Below are 14,163 nucleotides of genomic sequence, written 5' to 3'. Positions count from 1 at the left end.
AAAGGATGACGCCATGAACGCCAAAATGCTTGTCCTGCTGTTGCTGCCGCTTGCAGGCTGCTCCAGCAATTCCGACACCCGCAACATGCCGGTGAATATCCTCACCGCCACACCGGCCAATGCGCAAGCTACCGACATGCCGAGGGTCGAGCAGACCCTGCGCCCGAAAGACGTGCTGGATGTGATTTTCCACATCAGTACCAGCGGCTCGGACGCTTATCGCGTGCAGTCGGGTGACCAGATCGGCCTGAACTTCACCGCCGCCAGTCAGCTCAACGGCACGCAACTGGTGCTGCCTGACGGCACCATCGAACTGCCGGGCGCCAACACCTCGGTGAAAATTGCCGGGCTGACCAGCGACGAGGCGCGGCAGGAAATCCAGCGCGCCTATCAACGCAAGCAGTTGTTCCAGCCCAACCGCAATCAACTCTCGGTGCAGATTCTCAGCCCGCTGAGCAACGAGCAAAACCTCAAAAGCGCGCTTAACCACCCGGCCACCGGCATGAGCCGCGAAATCACCGTCGGCACCGATGGCTATGCGAGTTTTCCGGAAATAGGCGCCGTGCCGCTGCAAGGCATGACGGTCAATCAACTGGAAACCTTCCTCAACAGCAAATACGCGCAACTGCCGGGACGGATGACGGTGGATGTGCTGCTGAAATCCACCGCCGGCAACGAGATCTACGTGCTCGGCGAAGTCGCTCAGCCGGGCTCGTACCCGATCCGCCGGCCGGTGTCGGTGCTTGAGGCGCTGACCCTGGCACGCGGTACCAATGTCAAGGCGCGTCTCGATTCGGTGGTGATCATGCGGCGCAACGGCAATCAGGTGCAGGCCATGAACTACGACGTCGAGAAAGCGCTGTCGGGCGATGCGCCACAGATCGCCTACCTGCAACCGGACGACATGCTCTACGTACCGAAAACCAAACTGGCCAGCGCCGGCGAACTCGCCCGCCAACTGGCCGATGTGGTGCTGTTCCAGGGCGTGGGGTTCAGCTTCGGCTACCGCGTCGACAACAAAGGCAGTGACAACTGACTCTCAGGTGAACGACATGAACCCAAAAGAAAATTACCTGCACGAGTTCTTCAGGATTTTCTTCGCCAACAAGCAACTGGTGAAGCGCATCTTCCTGATCTTTGCAGTGATCGCGCTGTTGCTGCCGCTGTTGCTCAAACAGAGCTTCGATATCACCGCGCAGGTGATCGTGCAGTCGAAAAAACTGTCTCAGGGCGATGCGACCACCTCGCTGACCCAGGACAACGCCACCTTCATTCCGCCATCGCTGGCGGACATGGAAACCGAAAGCAACATCCTCCGTTCGCCGGCACTGATTCGTCAGACCATCAGCGAACTGCGCGACCAGGGTCAGTACAACCCGCCGCCGGGGATGCTCAGCAAACTGGCCGAACCGTTCAAGCGTTATGTCAGCACGCCGCTGCGCGAATACGTGATCAATCCGCTGCGTGATGCACTGGGGATGGAAACCGATCCGGTGCGCGACACGGCACTGGACGGCTTGACCCAGGAGGCCATCGACAATCTGAAGATCGAAACCCTGCCGGGTTCCAATGTCATCTCGATCGTCTACAGCTTCCCCGATCCCGCCCAGGGCACGACGTTCGTTGCCACGCTGTTGCGCAACTATCTGGTCGATCGTCAGGCGTTGCAATCGATCGAGCTGCCGCACTCGTTCTACGAGACCAAGAAGCTTCAGTATCAGGTCCGCCTCGACGGTCTGGAAGGCGAGCGGCTGAGCCTGCTGGAAAGCGTCGGTTCGTCCGATCCGAAAGAGGAAATCACCTTTCGCCTCAACGCGATCAACACCGAAGAGCAGGCACTCAACCTGTATCGCGATCGCTTGCTGCAAAGCCAGCGCTGGCTCGATTACCTGAAAACCAGCCTGGCCACCGCCAACACCAACAAACTCAATGACTACACCTTTCCGTTCACCTTCACGACGACGGTGGACAACATCGCGTTCGAGGATCGCGAGATCCGGCAGATGGGCGAGGCGCTGACCACTCAGGTCAGCCGCTATATGAACGACCTCGCGATATTTCAGCCCAGCAGCGAACCGATGTTGCTGGCCCGCGAGCAGATTGCCCGGACACGCCAGCAGTTCCTCAAAGTGGTCAACAACCGCATCCAGGAACGCACGATCGACCTGTCGGTGGTCAGCCAGGTCATCGAGCAGAAAACCGCGCGCATTGCCGAGTTCAAGAATCGCATCCATCAATTGCAGCAGACCCAAAGCAAGCTGCGCCAGATGGACACCGAGATCGGCGCATTGCATGCAGCGTTCTCAACCTATGCGCAACGCTTTGCCGAAAGCAGCACGACGCGAGCGCTGGATAACGACTTGTCCAACGCCCGTGTCTTGAGCCCGCCGTATGAACCGACCGAGGCGGCGTTTCCGAAACCGATGCTGATCATTCCGTTTGGTCTGCTCACCGGTCTGCTGCTGGCCATTGCCTTCGTCTATGTACGTGAGTTCTTCGATCACCGCTTCAAGCATCCTGCGCAAATCAGCCATGAACTGGGCCTGCCGGTGCTGTTGGTGCTCAACGAAGAAACATCGCAGCCGGGCAATCCGCACAAGAACTGGACCGTGCCGAGCCTGGTTCACTGGGTGCGCAATTGAACGCGGCGTCTACCCCGTGCGTCGCCCTGCCGATCATTCATTTGCTCAGCAGCGGCGGCTTCTACGGAGCCGAGCGGATGTTGCTGGATCATTGCCTGGCGACGCCGGGGCAGCACCAGGTGCTGTTCCTCGATGCGCCACCAGAGCTGATCGAGCGCTTTCGCGAGGCCGGGGTGGACGCTCGCGCCTGTGCCGGGCTCGGCGGACTGCTGTGGCACTTGCATCAGCGCCGTAGTGACAAGCCGTTGCTCAACACGCACAACTTCAAAGGGCTACTGTTCGGCTGGTTCGGCGCCACTGTGTTGCGCCTGCCGCTGGTGATCACTCAGCACGGTTTCACCCCGCGCAGTCGCAAGCAGAAGTTCTACACCTGGCTAAGCCTGCAACTGTGCCGCACGGCCTCGGTGAAGCGGGTGGTCTGCGTCGCGCAAAGCATCGCTGTGCTGCACCGTCAGGCCGGCGTCCGTGCCGAGAAGTTGCAGGTGATTCCCAACGGTTTGCCAGCGGCGCCTGCGCTGCCGCCGGCACTGGAACGACAACGCTGGCTGGTCGGTTACGTCGGTCGGTTGAGCAGCGAGAAAGGCCCGGATCTGTTTCTCGATGCGCTGATTGCGTTGTGTCACCAGCATCCGCAACTGGACGCCGTGATGCTCGGTGACGGTCCGGAACGTGAGGCCTTGCAGGCGCGTATCGACGCTGCCGGTTTACCACAGCGGATTCGCTTGCCGGGCTATCAGACGGCGATGCAAGGCTGGTGGCAGCAACTCGATGCGCTGGTGATCAGCTCGCGCACCGAGGGTACGCCGATGATTCTGCTCGAAGCGATGCAGGCCGGTGTGCCGGTGGTGGCGTTCGCGATCGGTGGCATTCCCGATGTCTTGCAGGACCGCCACAACGGCCTGCTCGCCGCACCGACCGATACCGCCGCCCTCGCCCGTCAGCTCGACACGTTGCTGGCCGAACCGAAGCTGGCCGCACAACTACGCGACAACGCCAGACGCACACAACAGGAACGCTACGACCTCAAGGCTTTGGCTGAACGCTGGTCGCAGCTGTACATCCACACGGCACCGGAGGCACGCGCATGATTTTCCCGCTCTCGATCGTCAGCCTGCTGGCACTGGTCTGCATGGCTTTGCTGGTCAGTCCTTATCCGTATCTGGCGCCGGGGGCGGTGTTGGGGCTGCTGGGTTTCACGGTGCTGTACCGCAAACCGTCGTGGGGCCTGCTGGGCATTGCCGCGCTGGTGCCGTTTGAAGGGTTCTTCAAGGACAGCGCGTTATCCGGGAGCAAATTGATCGGTGCTTCGCTGGCGCTGATCCTGGCGTTGCAACTGGCATTGCATCAGATTCCATCGCAGCGCCTGCGCAGCAATCTGTGGCGCTACCTGATCGGCTTCATGGCGCTGTACCTGCTGAGCCTGCTCGCCACCGACAACATGGGCATGTCACAGAGTCATCTGCGTGAACTGAGCGTGGGCCTGATTCTGTTCGTGATCACCTTGTTGGTCGGCCGCGAGCTGAACCTCGATCTGTTCGCCCGGCTGGTCACGCTCAGCGTCAGCGCCACCTGCGCGATGGCGATGTTTTCCAGCCGATTCCAGGACAAGGGCCGCGCCGCCGGCCTGCTCGAAGACCCGAATGCCTTTGCTCTGCTGATCGCCTTCGCCGTGCCGCTGGGCCTGCTGTTGGTGATTCGCGGCCCGAATCTGCTGCACCGTCTGTTCTGGGCGGGCTGCTGTCTTTTGCTGCTCGGCGGCATGACCAAAACGGAGTCGCGCTCGGGCTTGGTGGTACTGGCCTTGAGTCTGGCGATCGGGGTCTGGCATTACCGCCAGCACCTCAACCGCATCCGCCCCCGGCATTTCGGATTCGCCATGCTCGGCGCGGCCATCGTGCTGCCATTGGCGATTTATGCGATGCCTGCCGGTTACCTGGCGCGCATCCAGTCGCTGAGTATCTTGAGCGCCGGGGCCAAGGCTCAGGATGAATCCCTCGGCCGTCGCGCCTCGTACATTGTCGTCGGCAGCCAGATCATCCGCGAACATCCGCTGCTCGGCTCCGGCCCCGGGACCTTCCCGTTGCACTATGCGACCACCGGTTATGCCAAGGCATTCTCGGCCAACCGCAAGATCGGCGACCTGTATCGCCGCGCGCATAACACTTATCTGGAGATTTTCAGCGAATTGGGGATTCCCGCCGGCCTGCTGTTTGTCGGCATGCTCGTGCAGGGTTTCTACAACCTGATCCGCGCACGACGCGAATGGCTGCAACGGCGCGAGTGGCAGCACGCCGACCTGATGACCCATCTGGGAATGAGTTTTCTGTCGTTGACGTTGTTCCTGATGTTTCTCAGCGCGCCGAACCTCAAATACCTGTGGATCATGCTTGCACTGACCTGGGTGCTGCGCCTGAAAGCCGAGCAAGCACCGCTGACGGAGGCCAGGGCATGAGCCGGATCAGCATCGTCATTCCGATGTACAACGAGGCACGGCACATCGGCCGCACCCTCCTGGCCGCTCGCAAAGCCGCGAACGCCGCCGACATCGACTGTGAACTGATCGTCGTCGACAACGGTTCCACTGATGACGGGCCACAGATCGCTCGCGCCTTCGGCGCACAGGTGCTGGTGCTGCCCGGCCTGCTGATCGGCGCTTTGCGCAATCGTGGCGCAACGGTTGCCAGCGGTGAATGGCTGGCGTTCATTGATGCCGATATCGAAATGCCCGAAGACTGGCTGAACGAATTGTTCGCTCTCGAAGCGCAGAATCAGGGCGACATTTTTGGCCTGGATCTGCACACCCCCGCCGCCGCGCCGTGGTACGCGACCGCCTGGCAACGGCGCATGTTGCGTCCATCAGCGCACGCCAATCGCACCGTGGACTGGCTGCCCAGCGCCAACCTGTTGATGCGCAAACGCTGGTTTGACCTCGTCGGCGGATTCAACGAAACCCTGCGCACCGGCGAAGACAAGGAATACACCTTGCGTCTGAGCACACAGGGCGCTCGGCTGCTGTCGACCAGTAACAGCATCGCCCTGCATTGGGGCTACGAAATGAACTGGCGCGAGTGGATGGGCAAGGAGCTGTGGCGCCAGGGCAGCCACCTGCAGTTGCTGCGCACCCATGGCATGAGCCTGCGCCTGCTGCGTTTTCCGCTGCTGTCGTTGCTGGTCTGGATGACGGATTTTCTACTGATCGTTGCCTTGCTCGCCGGCCTCGCGCAGCTCGCGGTGATCCTGCTGGTGCTGACCCTGCTGCCGAGTCTGATGCTCAGCGTGCGGCAGAGTATCAAGCACCACAACGCTCGCCTCACCTTGCAACTGTGGGGTCTGCACTGGTTACGCCTGCACCTGCCCAGCGCGGCACTTGTTCTCAGTCTGTGTCATTGGAACGCCAGGAGGCCCGCCCGTGGCTGAATTCATTTTTTGCCTGTGCCTTGTGCTGCCGGCGTACGCCTACATTGGCTATCCGCTGCTGCTGACCTTGCTGGCGCCGCTGTTCCCGGCCTGGCGGCACGCGCCGGCACCGCCGCTGAACGTCAGCATCGTCATCGCCGCGCACAACGAGGCGCGACACATCGAGCACAAGTTGCGCACCCTGCTGGCCCAGGATTATCAGCCCGCCACGCTGCAGATCATTCTCGCCAGCGACGGTTCGAGCGATGACACCGTGGCCTGCGCGCACAAAGTGATCGATCCGCGCATCACCGTCCTCGACCTGCCGCGCCAGGGCAAGGCCGCCACACTGAATGCCGGCGTCGCCGTGAGCAGCGGCGACATTCTGGTGTTCACCGACGCCGACAACCAATGGTCGCGCGACACCCTCGGCCATTTGCTCGCGCCGTTGAGCGATCCGCAGGTCGGTGCCTGCGCCGGGCACATGGTGATCCCGGTCACCGGTGGCGGCCTGAGTATTGGCGACAGCCTCTATCGGCATTACGAAGGCTGGTTGCGCCGGGTCGAGAATCGCACCGGCTGCATGGTCTCCGCCGACGGCGCCCTGCTCGCCTTGCGCCGCGAGCTGTTCCAGAACGTACCGGCCGAGGTCAACGACGACTTCTTCATCAGTACCTGCGCGCCGGTCGCGCACAAACGCATTGTTTACGTCCCCCAGGCGCAAGTGATCGACCAGGGCGTCGACGAAGCGGGCAAGCAATGGCGCCGCCGCCAGCGGGTCACGGTCGGTGGCCTGCAAAGCCTGGCGCAACGCAGCGCCCTGCTGAACCCGTTCAAGTACGGCCTGTATTCCATCGCCTTGATCAGCCACAAACTGATCCGCCGCCTCGCGCCGATTCTCTTGCTGCCGCTGCTGCTGAGCAATTTCTGGCTGTGGAACGAGCACGGTTTCTATCGCCTGAGCCTGGTGGCGCAATTGCTCGGCTACGCGGTGGCCATCGCCGGCCTGCTGGATTCGCAACACCGTTTACCCAAACCGTTCCGCCTCGCAGCATTCCTGCTGGTGACGCTGGCCGGCATGAGCGTCGGTCTGTGGCAGTTCCTGCGCGGGCAACGCTACGCACAGTGGAATCCTGACCAGAATCGTTGAGAGGACTCATGCCATGGCGATCAAACAACTGCTAAAACGCACCAGCGGCTGGCTTTATCTCAACTCGTCAGTGGGGCGCAACCAGTTGCACGGTGCCGGGGTCATTCTGATGCTGCACCGGGTGCTGGCCAACGACCGTGCCGCCAACCTCCCGCACCGCAATGAACTGTGCGTCGGGCCCAAGGCCTTCGAGCATTTACTGCTGTGGCTGCGTCGGCATTTCGATTGCGTGCCGCTGATGGAAATCCTCCAGCCCAATTCGCTGCGCAGCGAGCGCCCACGGGTGGCGCTGACCTTTGATGACGGCTGGCGCGACAACGCCGTCAACGCCTTCCCCCTGCTGCAGAAACATCAGGTGCCGGCGAGCATTTTCCTCTCCACCGATTTCATCGGCAGCCGTCAGCGTTTCTGGTGGGAAAGCCTTGGCGAAACCCTGTGGGGCAGCCACGGTGAAAAAGCGCGGATGCACTTGATCGAGTGCCTGCAGTTCATGCATCACCCATTGCCGGTAATGCTCGATGACATCGATGTCGACCGCCGCAGCCTGGCGCTGCTGCATTTCCTCCAAGGGTTGAAGACGCTTGACCCGCAGGAACTGGAAAATCTCACCGATGAGTGCCCAGCCGAATCACAGCCGCAAGCGCTGGACTGGCATCAAGTGCGCGCGCTGGAGGCTTCCGGTCTGGTGCGCTTTGGCCCGCACGGTGCCAGCCACGCCATCCTCACCGGCCTTGATGATCAGCGCCTGAACGAAGAAATCAGCCGCAGCCGCGATGCCTTGTACAACGGCTGCAACCGCCCACTGCCGGTGTATTGCTACCCCAACGGCGACAACGATGAACGCGTGCGCGAGCAGATCGCCAATCACGATTATCCGTTCGCCCTCGGCACCGGCACCGGCATTTATCGCGGCGCAGGCGACCCGTTGAACCTGCCGCGCTTCGGCATCAGTCAGCGCATCGCGTGCAATCCGGCGCTGTTGTCGTGGCGCATTTATCGCGGGGCACGGCCATGAGTCGCGGCAGCTACCTCAAGCATCTGGCCCTGAGCATGGGCACCAAACTGGCAATGATTGCCTTGCGCCTGCTGCGCAATGTGTTGCTGGCGCGGATTCTCGGCCCGAGTGAACGCGGTTTGTTCGCCCTGCTCAGCACCCTGCCGGATCTGATCAGCGCGGCGACCAGCGGCGGCTTGAATTCGGCAGTCGGTTATCAAGCGGCCAATCAACGGCCGATGGGCCTGTTGCTCGCTCAGGTGTTGGTGTTCGGCTGCCTTCTGGCCGGGCTGCTGACCTTGCTGGTGGTCGCGCTGGCCCGTGAGTTCGGCAGCGAACTGGATGTGACGATGCAGCTTGGTCTGTTGGCGTGGCTGTTGCTGCTGGCGGTGCCGTTGACCGTCCTTAAGAGCGGCTTGCTGACCTTGCACAACGCGTCGGGTGGTGTGGTCGCCTTCAATGTTCTGCGGCTGATCGAATCCCTGGCGCCGCTGCTGTTGTTTGTTGCGCTGTTCTGGATGTGGAAAGAGGCAGCACTCGAAGCCGCGCTGATCAGTTGGCTGGCCGGCATCAGTCTGGTGGTGCTGGTCGGCTGGATGTGGCTAAAACGCGCGCAGCCGCTGCAACTGCAATGGGACCGTGCGAGCCAGAACGAGCTGCTGCGATTCAGTGCGCGCAGCCATCCGGACCTGCTGTTTCAACAGATCATTCTGCGCTCCGACTACTTGTTTATCGGCGCCCTGCTGGGCAGTACCGCGCTCGGCCACTACGCCATGGCCAGCGCCGCCGCCGAACTGTTGCTGATCGTTCCGGAGGCGGTCACCACACCGCTGATGAAGCGACTGCTGCAACAGGACAAAGGCATGGACAAGGTCACTCCGCTGGCGCTGCGCCTGACCGCCACGGTGATGCTCGGCGCCTGCATCACCATGGCAGTGATCGGCGAATGGTTGATCGTCACGCTGTTCGGTGCGGCGTATCAACCGGCGTATCCGGCGCTGCTCGCGTTGCTGCCCGGTCTGCTGGGCCTGTGCTATGCGAGCATTCTGCGCCTGGATCTGATTGGCAAGGATCGCCCGGGCACGGTGTCGTTGCTGATGGGCATCGGCGCTCTGTTCAACCTGGCGCTGAATCTGCTGTTGATCCCTGCCTTCGGCATTGTCGGTGCAGCGGCGGCTTCATCAATCGCCTATCTGGCGGTGACGGTGGCGATGCTGGTGCTTTATTGCCGCTTGAGCAACGTGCCGTTCTGGCAAACCTTGATCATCCTGCCCAGCGACATCACCCCGATGTGGTTGATGCTGCAACGTCGGAAAACAGCATGAAACGCCTTGCCCTGCTGTTGGGACTCGGCCTGACGCTGAACGGTTTCGCGGCGCCGATGCAGTGGGGCGATATCCGTGACGGCAGTTTGTATCTGCAAGCGGATCGCCCGGACACCGTAACAGTGCGATGGGTGCCGGCATGGCAGGCCGAGGCCAATGAAGAGCATATCTATCTGCTCGATGGTCAGGGCAAGCTGCAGGGCGAACGGCTGATCAAAGCCAGCGAAACTCGCGGTTCGCAGAGCTGGACGTTGCTGCCCGGGGCTGCCAGCAGTCGACTGGAAATTCCCGGCTATAGCTTTCGTAGTTACCGGATTGAACATGATGAAAAAACCGTGGCGCTGTTCGCCCCGGCCAAAGTGCATTTCAGTCTCGAAACACGCAATGGCGATGAGCTGTTTTTCCAGGTGGCACCGGGTGAGCACGCGCTGCTGAACGGCAAATATCATGGCGGGGTCAACGCGCTGCAAGCCCAGCGCATGGACGATGGACAGCAACTGTCGCTGGCCCTCAAGCCATACCGCGCCTATTGGCAATTTGACCACGTCGCCTTGCCGGTCAGCGACCGGCCCCAGGTCTGGCGCTTGCGCCTGCAGGGCAGCGGCAAAGCAGCATTCTGGCTCGACGGCACAGCCAATCTGTTTGCGCAAAATCCGCAGCAGCTTCAACCCTTGCGTGAAGAGCCGGGCCAGGTACGCCTGACCCTGCACGATAAGGTGCTCGGTCGCACCCCCGATCTGGGCATTGCCCTGCCCAATCTCATGCCGCCTGCGACTAGCCATGCCGCACTGGACGCCTTGAAGCCGAGTGCTGCAAGTTATTACAGCTATGTTGACGTCACTTCGAAAAATGCCCGTGGCGCTGACCCGGTTCGTCAGCTCTATCAGACTCGCTTCGGCATCCGCCAGGACATCACCCTGCTCGCTGGCACCGGGCGTCGGGCCGATCTGCGTGCCGACGTGCAAAGCAACAACGGCCTTGAGGCATGGCTCGCCGGCACTCGTGCCCTGGAGGGTCAAGGCACGCATTACATCGGCTTCGCCGACGAGCCGAACCTGAACTATTCGAGCTACGAAGATTATCGGGCGATTTTTGTCAGCATGGCCCGCCAGGTGCGCAGCGATCCGGCGAATGCCAAGGCCGGCGTGCGCATCGCGATGCCCGCCAGTTCACGTTTTGTCAACGGGCCGTTCGCCCGCAACGCAGCGGACAAGCGCGGCATCGATTGGGCGCGGCGTCTACTCAGTGAATCCGCCGATCAGGTCGATGCCTTGGCCTGGCATGAATGGATGATTCGCGACTTGCTGGCGACCCGGGTTTACCGCGATAGCGTACGCCGCGCAGCAGACTTGGTGGGGCTGGACGCTAAAGGTCAGCCACGCAAAGCGTTGCTGCTGGATCAGACCAATCTGTCCAGTGGCTCAGCCCTGAGCCCCTACGATCAGGAAACCCATTACACCGCGCTGTGGTGGGCCTCGGTGGTGATCAACGCCTCTCAGGATGGCCTGCTGAGCATGCTCAACTGGTTTCAGGCCGCCGACGAACCGCCCTACGGCAAGGGCATGGTGCGCATACATGACGATGGTCGCTTCGAGCTGAAACCGGTGGGTCTTGCCCAGCAATTCATCGCCCGGCATTGGCTGCCGCAAGTGCTGCGACTGGATAACGACGCTTTTGAGGTGGATGTTCTGGCGATGGCCGGCGACGAGCAGCGCGCACTGCTCGGGGTGAACAAAGGCACGCGCCTGCAACGGGTTGATCTGAGCGGTGCCAAGTGCCCGCTGAACCAAAGCGCCCTGCGTTTCTTCGGCGCTGACAATCGCAGCCGCGACATACCGTTTGCCTGCGAAAACGGGCGCGTACGTTTCGAATTACCGGGGCAAACCCTGTTTGCCCTGAACTGGAGCGCTTCATGAACCGCCCTTCGATGTTCTGTCCCGCGAGCCTCTTGCTGTGCGCGGGACCCTCAACAGGAGAAGAGACCATGGATGTTTTGCAAAAACTCAGCGGACATATCCGTCGTAAAGGCCTGCGAGCGACCTTGGCGAAGATCCGCAGAATGTACATTTTTGCCCATCAGGAACTGCTGTGGATGGAGCGCGATCTGGTCAGCCCAGTGCCGCCACACAGCCTCAAGCCCTACCCGCCACTGCGCATGTTGAAGATCACCGAAAGCAACGCCAGCGCCTTTACCCGCTACTTCGGCAACCGCGTCGGCGTCATGGCCGAGCTGGCCAGTGACGGTCACACCGGGCACATGCATATCGACGACAACGGCGATGCCGTGGCGTTTATCTGGGGCACGCCACGCGACTATTTCGATCGGCATTACTACCGTTGCCGGTTCCCGGTTAAACCCGGCGAATTTTTCGAGTTCGGCGGCGAACTGACCCGTGCCTACTGGGGCACCGAATTGTCGGTAGATCTGCAACTGCGCCTGTGGGAAGCCATGGCCTTGAAAGGCTGCCGCAAAGTGGTCGATGTCTGTGACTCGAGCAATGTCCCGGCGCTCAAGCTGCACCTGCGCATGGGCTATACCGAACAACAGCGGATCATGAATATCTACACGCTGTTCGGCCGCTGGCGCTTTTATCGCGAAACCCGCTACAGCGGTTCGCGCCTGGCGGCGCTGGGTAAAACTTCCCGTCCACCTGTCAAAGCAACGGCGGCCTGAACCTATGGTGATGCGATTCGAATGGCGCACGTCCCTGTGCGCTGCCGACTTCCCGGCCACAGCCTACGAAGCACTGCGCCTGCGCGTGGCCGACCACACGCCGTTCAACAACCTTGGCTGGTTGTGCGCGGCAGAGCAGGCCTTGGGCGAGGATCAGCGCCTGCACATTCTGCTCGGCTGGGAAGCCGAGCAATTGCTGCTGTGCCTGCCACTGGTGGCCAGCCGCGAACGCTTCGCTGGTGTGCCGTTTCGCGTTTTGCATCACTTGGGTCATCCAATGGCCGATCGCCTGGCCCTGCTGTCGTTGCTCGGCAGCGAAGACATGCACAAAGCGCTAGTGCTGATCCGTAAGCATCTGCCCCACGCGCTGCTGCAACTCAATGAACTGTCGGAACCTGCCGGTGAAGAAAGTGCGCTCACCGAATGGATGGCGCGCAGTTCCACGGCTGAACGGCGCCTGAGTTGCCGGGTGCCGGTGCATCTGATCAGCGACGCCGATCATCAGGAGATATCCGGCGACCCGCGCTACAAGTTGCGTCGGGCGCGCAAACGGATTGCCGCATGCGATGCGCAAGTGCGGCGAATCACCCCCGATGCGCTGTCGATGCCTACGATTTTAGAAGCGCTGCAGGAAGTCGAGTCGGTCAGTTGGAAAGGTGACGAGGGCGTCGGGATTTTCGCCACCGAACGCAGTCGTCAGTGGATGCAAAGCGCCTTCACCGCCCTCGCCGCCCAAGGCCTGGTGCGGGTCGTGACGCTGGAGCTGAACGGCCGCTGCATCAGCTATCGCCTCGGCCTGCTCGAACAGGGCCGGCTCTACGATTACAACCTGGCGTTTTTGCCGCAGTACGCCGACCTCGGTAGCGGACGGGTGTTGCTGGAGGAATGGATTCGCTGGGGGCTGGATGAGCACTGGCGCTGGATCGACGCGTCGCGGGTCAGCCTGGAAAACTCCAGCCATCAACTGCACGAACGCATGACCGGGCAACTGGAACACTGGCGCTGGAGTTTCTACTCATGGCGCCCAAGCGGCTTGCTGCTGGGCCTGGGGTTACGCCTTTGGCACCACGTCAAACCGGCCCTGCAAAAATGGCGCGCACAGCGTGCCGGCAACTCAACAGCGAACACATCCGAAATTCAACCGGCAACACCATCCAACACACCTGGGCTAGCGCCTCGGAGGGCATCATGAGCGTCATCGAAAATCTGCTTCTGCGCATCAGACAAAAAGGCCTGCGCCGCACCCTTGGCGCACTGTGGAAACGTTACGTCTTCGCTCACCGTGAACTGCTGTGGATGGAGCGCGATCTGGTCACGCCGATTGCCCCGAACAAACTGCGCCCCTGTGAAGGCTTGCGCAGAGTCGACATCACCGAGGACAACGCCAAGGCATTCGGCAAGTACTTTGGTGACCGCGTGGAGACCATGGCCGAACTGGCCGCTGAAGGGCATACGGGGCACATGTACCTGGACCAGGACGATCACACCGTCGGGTTCGTCTGGGCCAGCACTCGCGACTATTACGACCGCCACTTCTACCGCTGCACGTTCCCGGTCAAGCCCGGTGAATACTTCCAGTTCGGTGCCGAAATTACCCGGCACTATTTCGGCAGTAGCTTGACCGTCGACGCACAGACCGCACTTTGGCAAGTCATGTCTGCCCGGGGCTTTAAAAAAGTCGTGGATATCTGCGACAACGCCAATGTACAGGCCCTGAAGATGCATATTCGCCTGGGCTATCAGGAACAAGGGCATATCACGCATGTTTACGACCTGTTCGGGCACTGGCGTTTCTTCCGCGAATCGAACTACAGCGATTCAAGGCTGGAGGCACTGCGCAAGCCGGAAAGACCAGCAGTGACGGTGGCGGCGCAGGCTTGATTCAGTCTGGATATTTGTGGCGGCTTTGATGCTGCCATCGCGAGCAGGCTCACTCCTACAGGGGTATGCATTTCAAATGTAGGAGTGAGCCTGCTCGCGAA

The 14,163-nt window shown here is 61.3% G+C and carries 12 protein-coding genes; all 12 read left to right on the top strand.

Annotation, left to right across the window (positions count from 1 at the left end):
- Positions 1–13: 13 nt before the first annotated feature.
- The 12 genes from PspR84_RS10905 to PspR84_RS10850 all read left to right on the top strand — a co-directional run bounded on the left by PspR84_RS10905 (position 14) and on the right by PspR84_RS10850 (position 14,062).
- Positions 14–1,036 (top strand): polysaccharide biosynthesis/export family protein, encoded by a 1,023-nt coding sequence (locus tag PspR84_RS10905; protein ID WP_038369600.1) that lies wholly within the window; start codon positions 14–16, stop codon positions 1,034–1,036.
- 16 nt (positions 1,037–1,052) lie between these two features.
- Positions 1,053–2,642 carry a Wzz/FepE/Etk N-terminal domain-containing protein gene (locus PspR84_RS10900; protein ID WP_122600406.1) on the top strand — a complete coding sequence of 530 codons (1,590 nt, stop codon included), beginning with the start codon at positions 1,053–1,055 and terminating at the stop codon, positions 2,640–2,642.
- A complete protein-coding gene (locus tag PspR84_RS10895; protein ID WP_160057250.1) occupies positions 2,639–3,730 on the top strand; it encodes a glycosyltransferase family 4 protein in 1,092 nt (363 codons plus the stop codon). Before PspR84_RS10900 ends, PspR84_RS10895 begins: the two co-directional genes overlap by 4 nt.
- Positions 3,727–5,094 (top strand): O-antigen ligase family protein, encoded by a 1,368-nt coding sequence (locus tag PspR84_RS10890; protein ID WP_160057249.1) that lies wholly within the window; start codon positions 3,727–3,729, stop codon positions 5,092–5,094. The genes PspR84_RS10895 and PspR84_RS10890 overlap by 4 nt, the downstream gene beginning before the upstream one ends.
- Positions 5,091–6,059: a glycosyltransferase gene (locus tag PspR84_RS10885; RefSeq protein ID WP_160057248.1), complete on the top strand. Its 969-nt coding sequence runs from the start codon at positions 5,091–5,093 to the stop codon at positions 6,057–6,059. The genes PspR84_RS10890 and PspR84_RS10885 overlap by 4 nt, the downstream gene beginning before the upstream one ends.
- Positions 6,052–7,188 carry a glycosyltransferase gene (locus PspR84_RS10880; RefSeq protein ID WP_095047547.1) on the top strand — a complete coding sequence of 379 codons (1,137 nt, stop codon included), beginning with the start codon at positions 6,052–6,054 and terminating at the stop codon, positions 7,186–7,188. Before PspR84_RS10885 ends, PspR84_RS10880 begins: the two co-directional genes overlap by 8 nt.
- A gap of 13 nt (positions 7,189–7,201) precedes the next feature.
- The gene (locus PspR84_RS10875) at positions 7,202–8,203 is read left to right on the top strand and encodes a polysaccharide deacetylase family protein (RefSeq protein ID WP_160057247.1); all 1,002 of its coding nucleotides are present in this window, start codon (positions 7,202–7,204) and stop codon (positions 8,201–8,203) included.
- Entirely contained in the window at positions 8,200–9,507 is a 1,308-nt protein-coding gene (locus tag PspR84_RS10870) for an oligosaccharide flippase family protein (protein ID WP_160057246.1), read from the top strand. The genes PspR84_RS10875 and PspR84_RS10870 overlap by 4 nt, the downstream gene beginning before the upstream one ends.
- Entirely contained in the window at positions 9,504–11,423 is a 1,920-nt protein-coding gene (locus PspR84_RS10865) for a hypothetical protein (RefSeq protein ID WP_160057245.1), read from the top strand. Before PspR84_RS10870 ends, PspR84_RS10865 begins: the two co-directional genes overlap by 4 nt.
- Positions 11,424–11,491: 68 nt before the next feature.
- Positions 11,492–12,181, top strand: coding sequence for a GNAT family protein (locus PspR84_RS10860; protein ID WP_160057244.1), 690 nt, complete (start codon positions 11,492–11,494; stop codon positions 12,179–12,181).
- A gap of 4 nt (positions 12,182–12,185) precedes the next feature.
- Positions 12,186–13,373, top strand: a complete 1,188-nt coding sequence (locus PspR84_RS10855) for a GNAT family N-acetyltransferase (RefSeq protein WP_160057243.1) — start codon at positions 12,186–12,188, stop codon at positions 13,371–13,373.
- Positions 13,370–14,062: an N-acetyltransferase gene (locus tag PspR84_RS10850; RefSeq protein ID WP_160057242.1), complete on the top strand. Its 693-nt coding sequence runs from the start codon at positions 13,370–13,372 to the stop codon at positions 14,060–14,062. The genes PspR84_RS10855 and PspR84_RS10850 overlap by 4 nt, the downstream gene beginning before the upstream one ends.
- Positions 14,063–14,163: the final 101 nt, after the last annotated feature.

This window comes from Pseudomonas sp. R84 (genome assembly GCF_009834515.1).
Classification (GTDB): domain Bacteria; phylum Pseudomonadota; class Gammaproteobacteria; order Pseudomonadales; family Pseudomonadaceae; genus Aquipseudomonas.
The sequence above is the reverse complement of the archived record's forward strand: the minus strand, read 5'-3'. Positions and strand labels throughout refer to the sequence as shown.

Coding starts and splice junctions, on each gene's coding strand:
- PspR84_RS10905 (WP_038369600.1), top strand. CDS start 14: ATGAACGCCAAAATGCTTGTCCTGCTGTTGCTGCCGCTTGCAGGCTGC.
- PspR84_RS10900 (WP_122600406.1), top strand. CDS start 1,053: ATGAACCCAAAAGAAAATTACCTGCACGAGTTCTTCAGGATTTTCTTC.
- PspR84_RS10890 (WP_160057249.1), top strand. CDS start 3,727: ATGATTTTCCCGCTCTCGATCGTCAGCCTGCTGGCACTGGTCTGCATG.
- PspR84_RS10885 (WP_160057248.1), top strand. CDS start 5,091: ATGAGCCGGATCAGCATCGTCATTCCGATGTACAACGAGGCACGGCAC.
- PspR84_RS10875 (WP_160057247.1), top strand. CDS start 7,202: ATGGCGATCAAACAACTGCTAAAACGCACCAGCGGCTGGCTTTATCTC.
- PspR84_RS10870 (WP_160057246.1), top strand. CDS start 8,200: ATGAGTCGCGGCAGCTACCTCAAGCATCTGGCCCTGAGCATGGGCACC.
- PspR84_RS10865 (WP_160057245.1), top strand. CDS start 9,504: ATGAAACGCCTTGCCCTGCTGTTGGGACTCGGCCTGACGCTGAACGGT.
- PspR84_RS10860 (WP_160057244.1), top strand. CDS start 11,492: ATGGATGTTTTGCAAAAACTCAGCGGACATATCCGTCGTAAAGGCCTG.
- PspR84_RS10855 (WP_160057243.1), top strand. CDS start 12,186: ATGGTGATGCGATTCGAATGGCGCACGTCCCTGTGCGCTGCCGACTTC.
- PspR84_RS10850 (WP_160057242.1), top strand. CDS start 13,370: ATGAGCGTCATCGAAAATCTGCTTCTGCGCATCAGACAAAAAGGCCTG.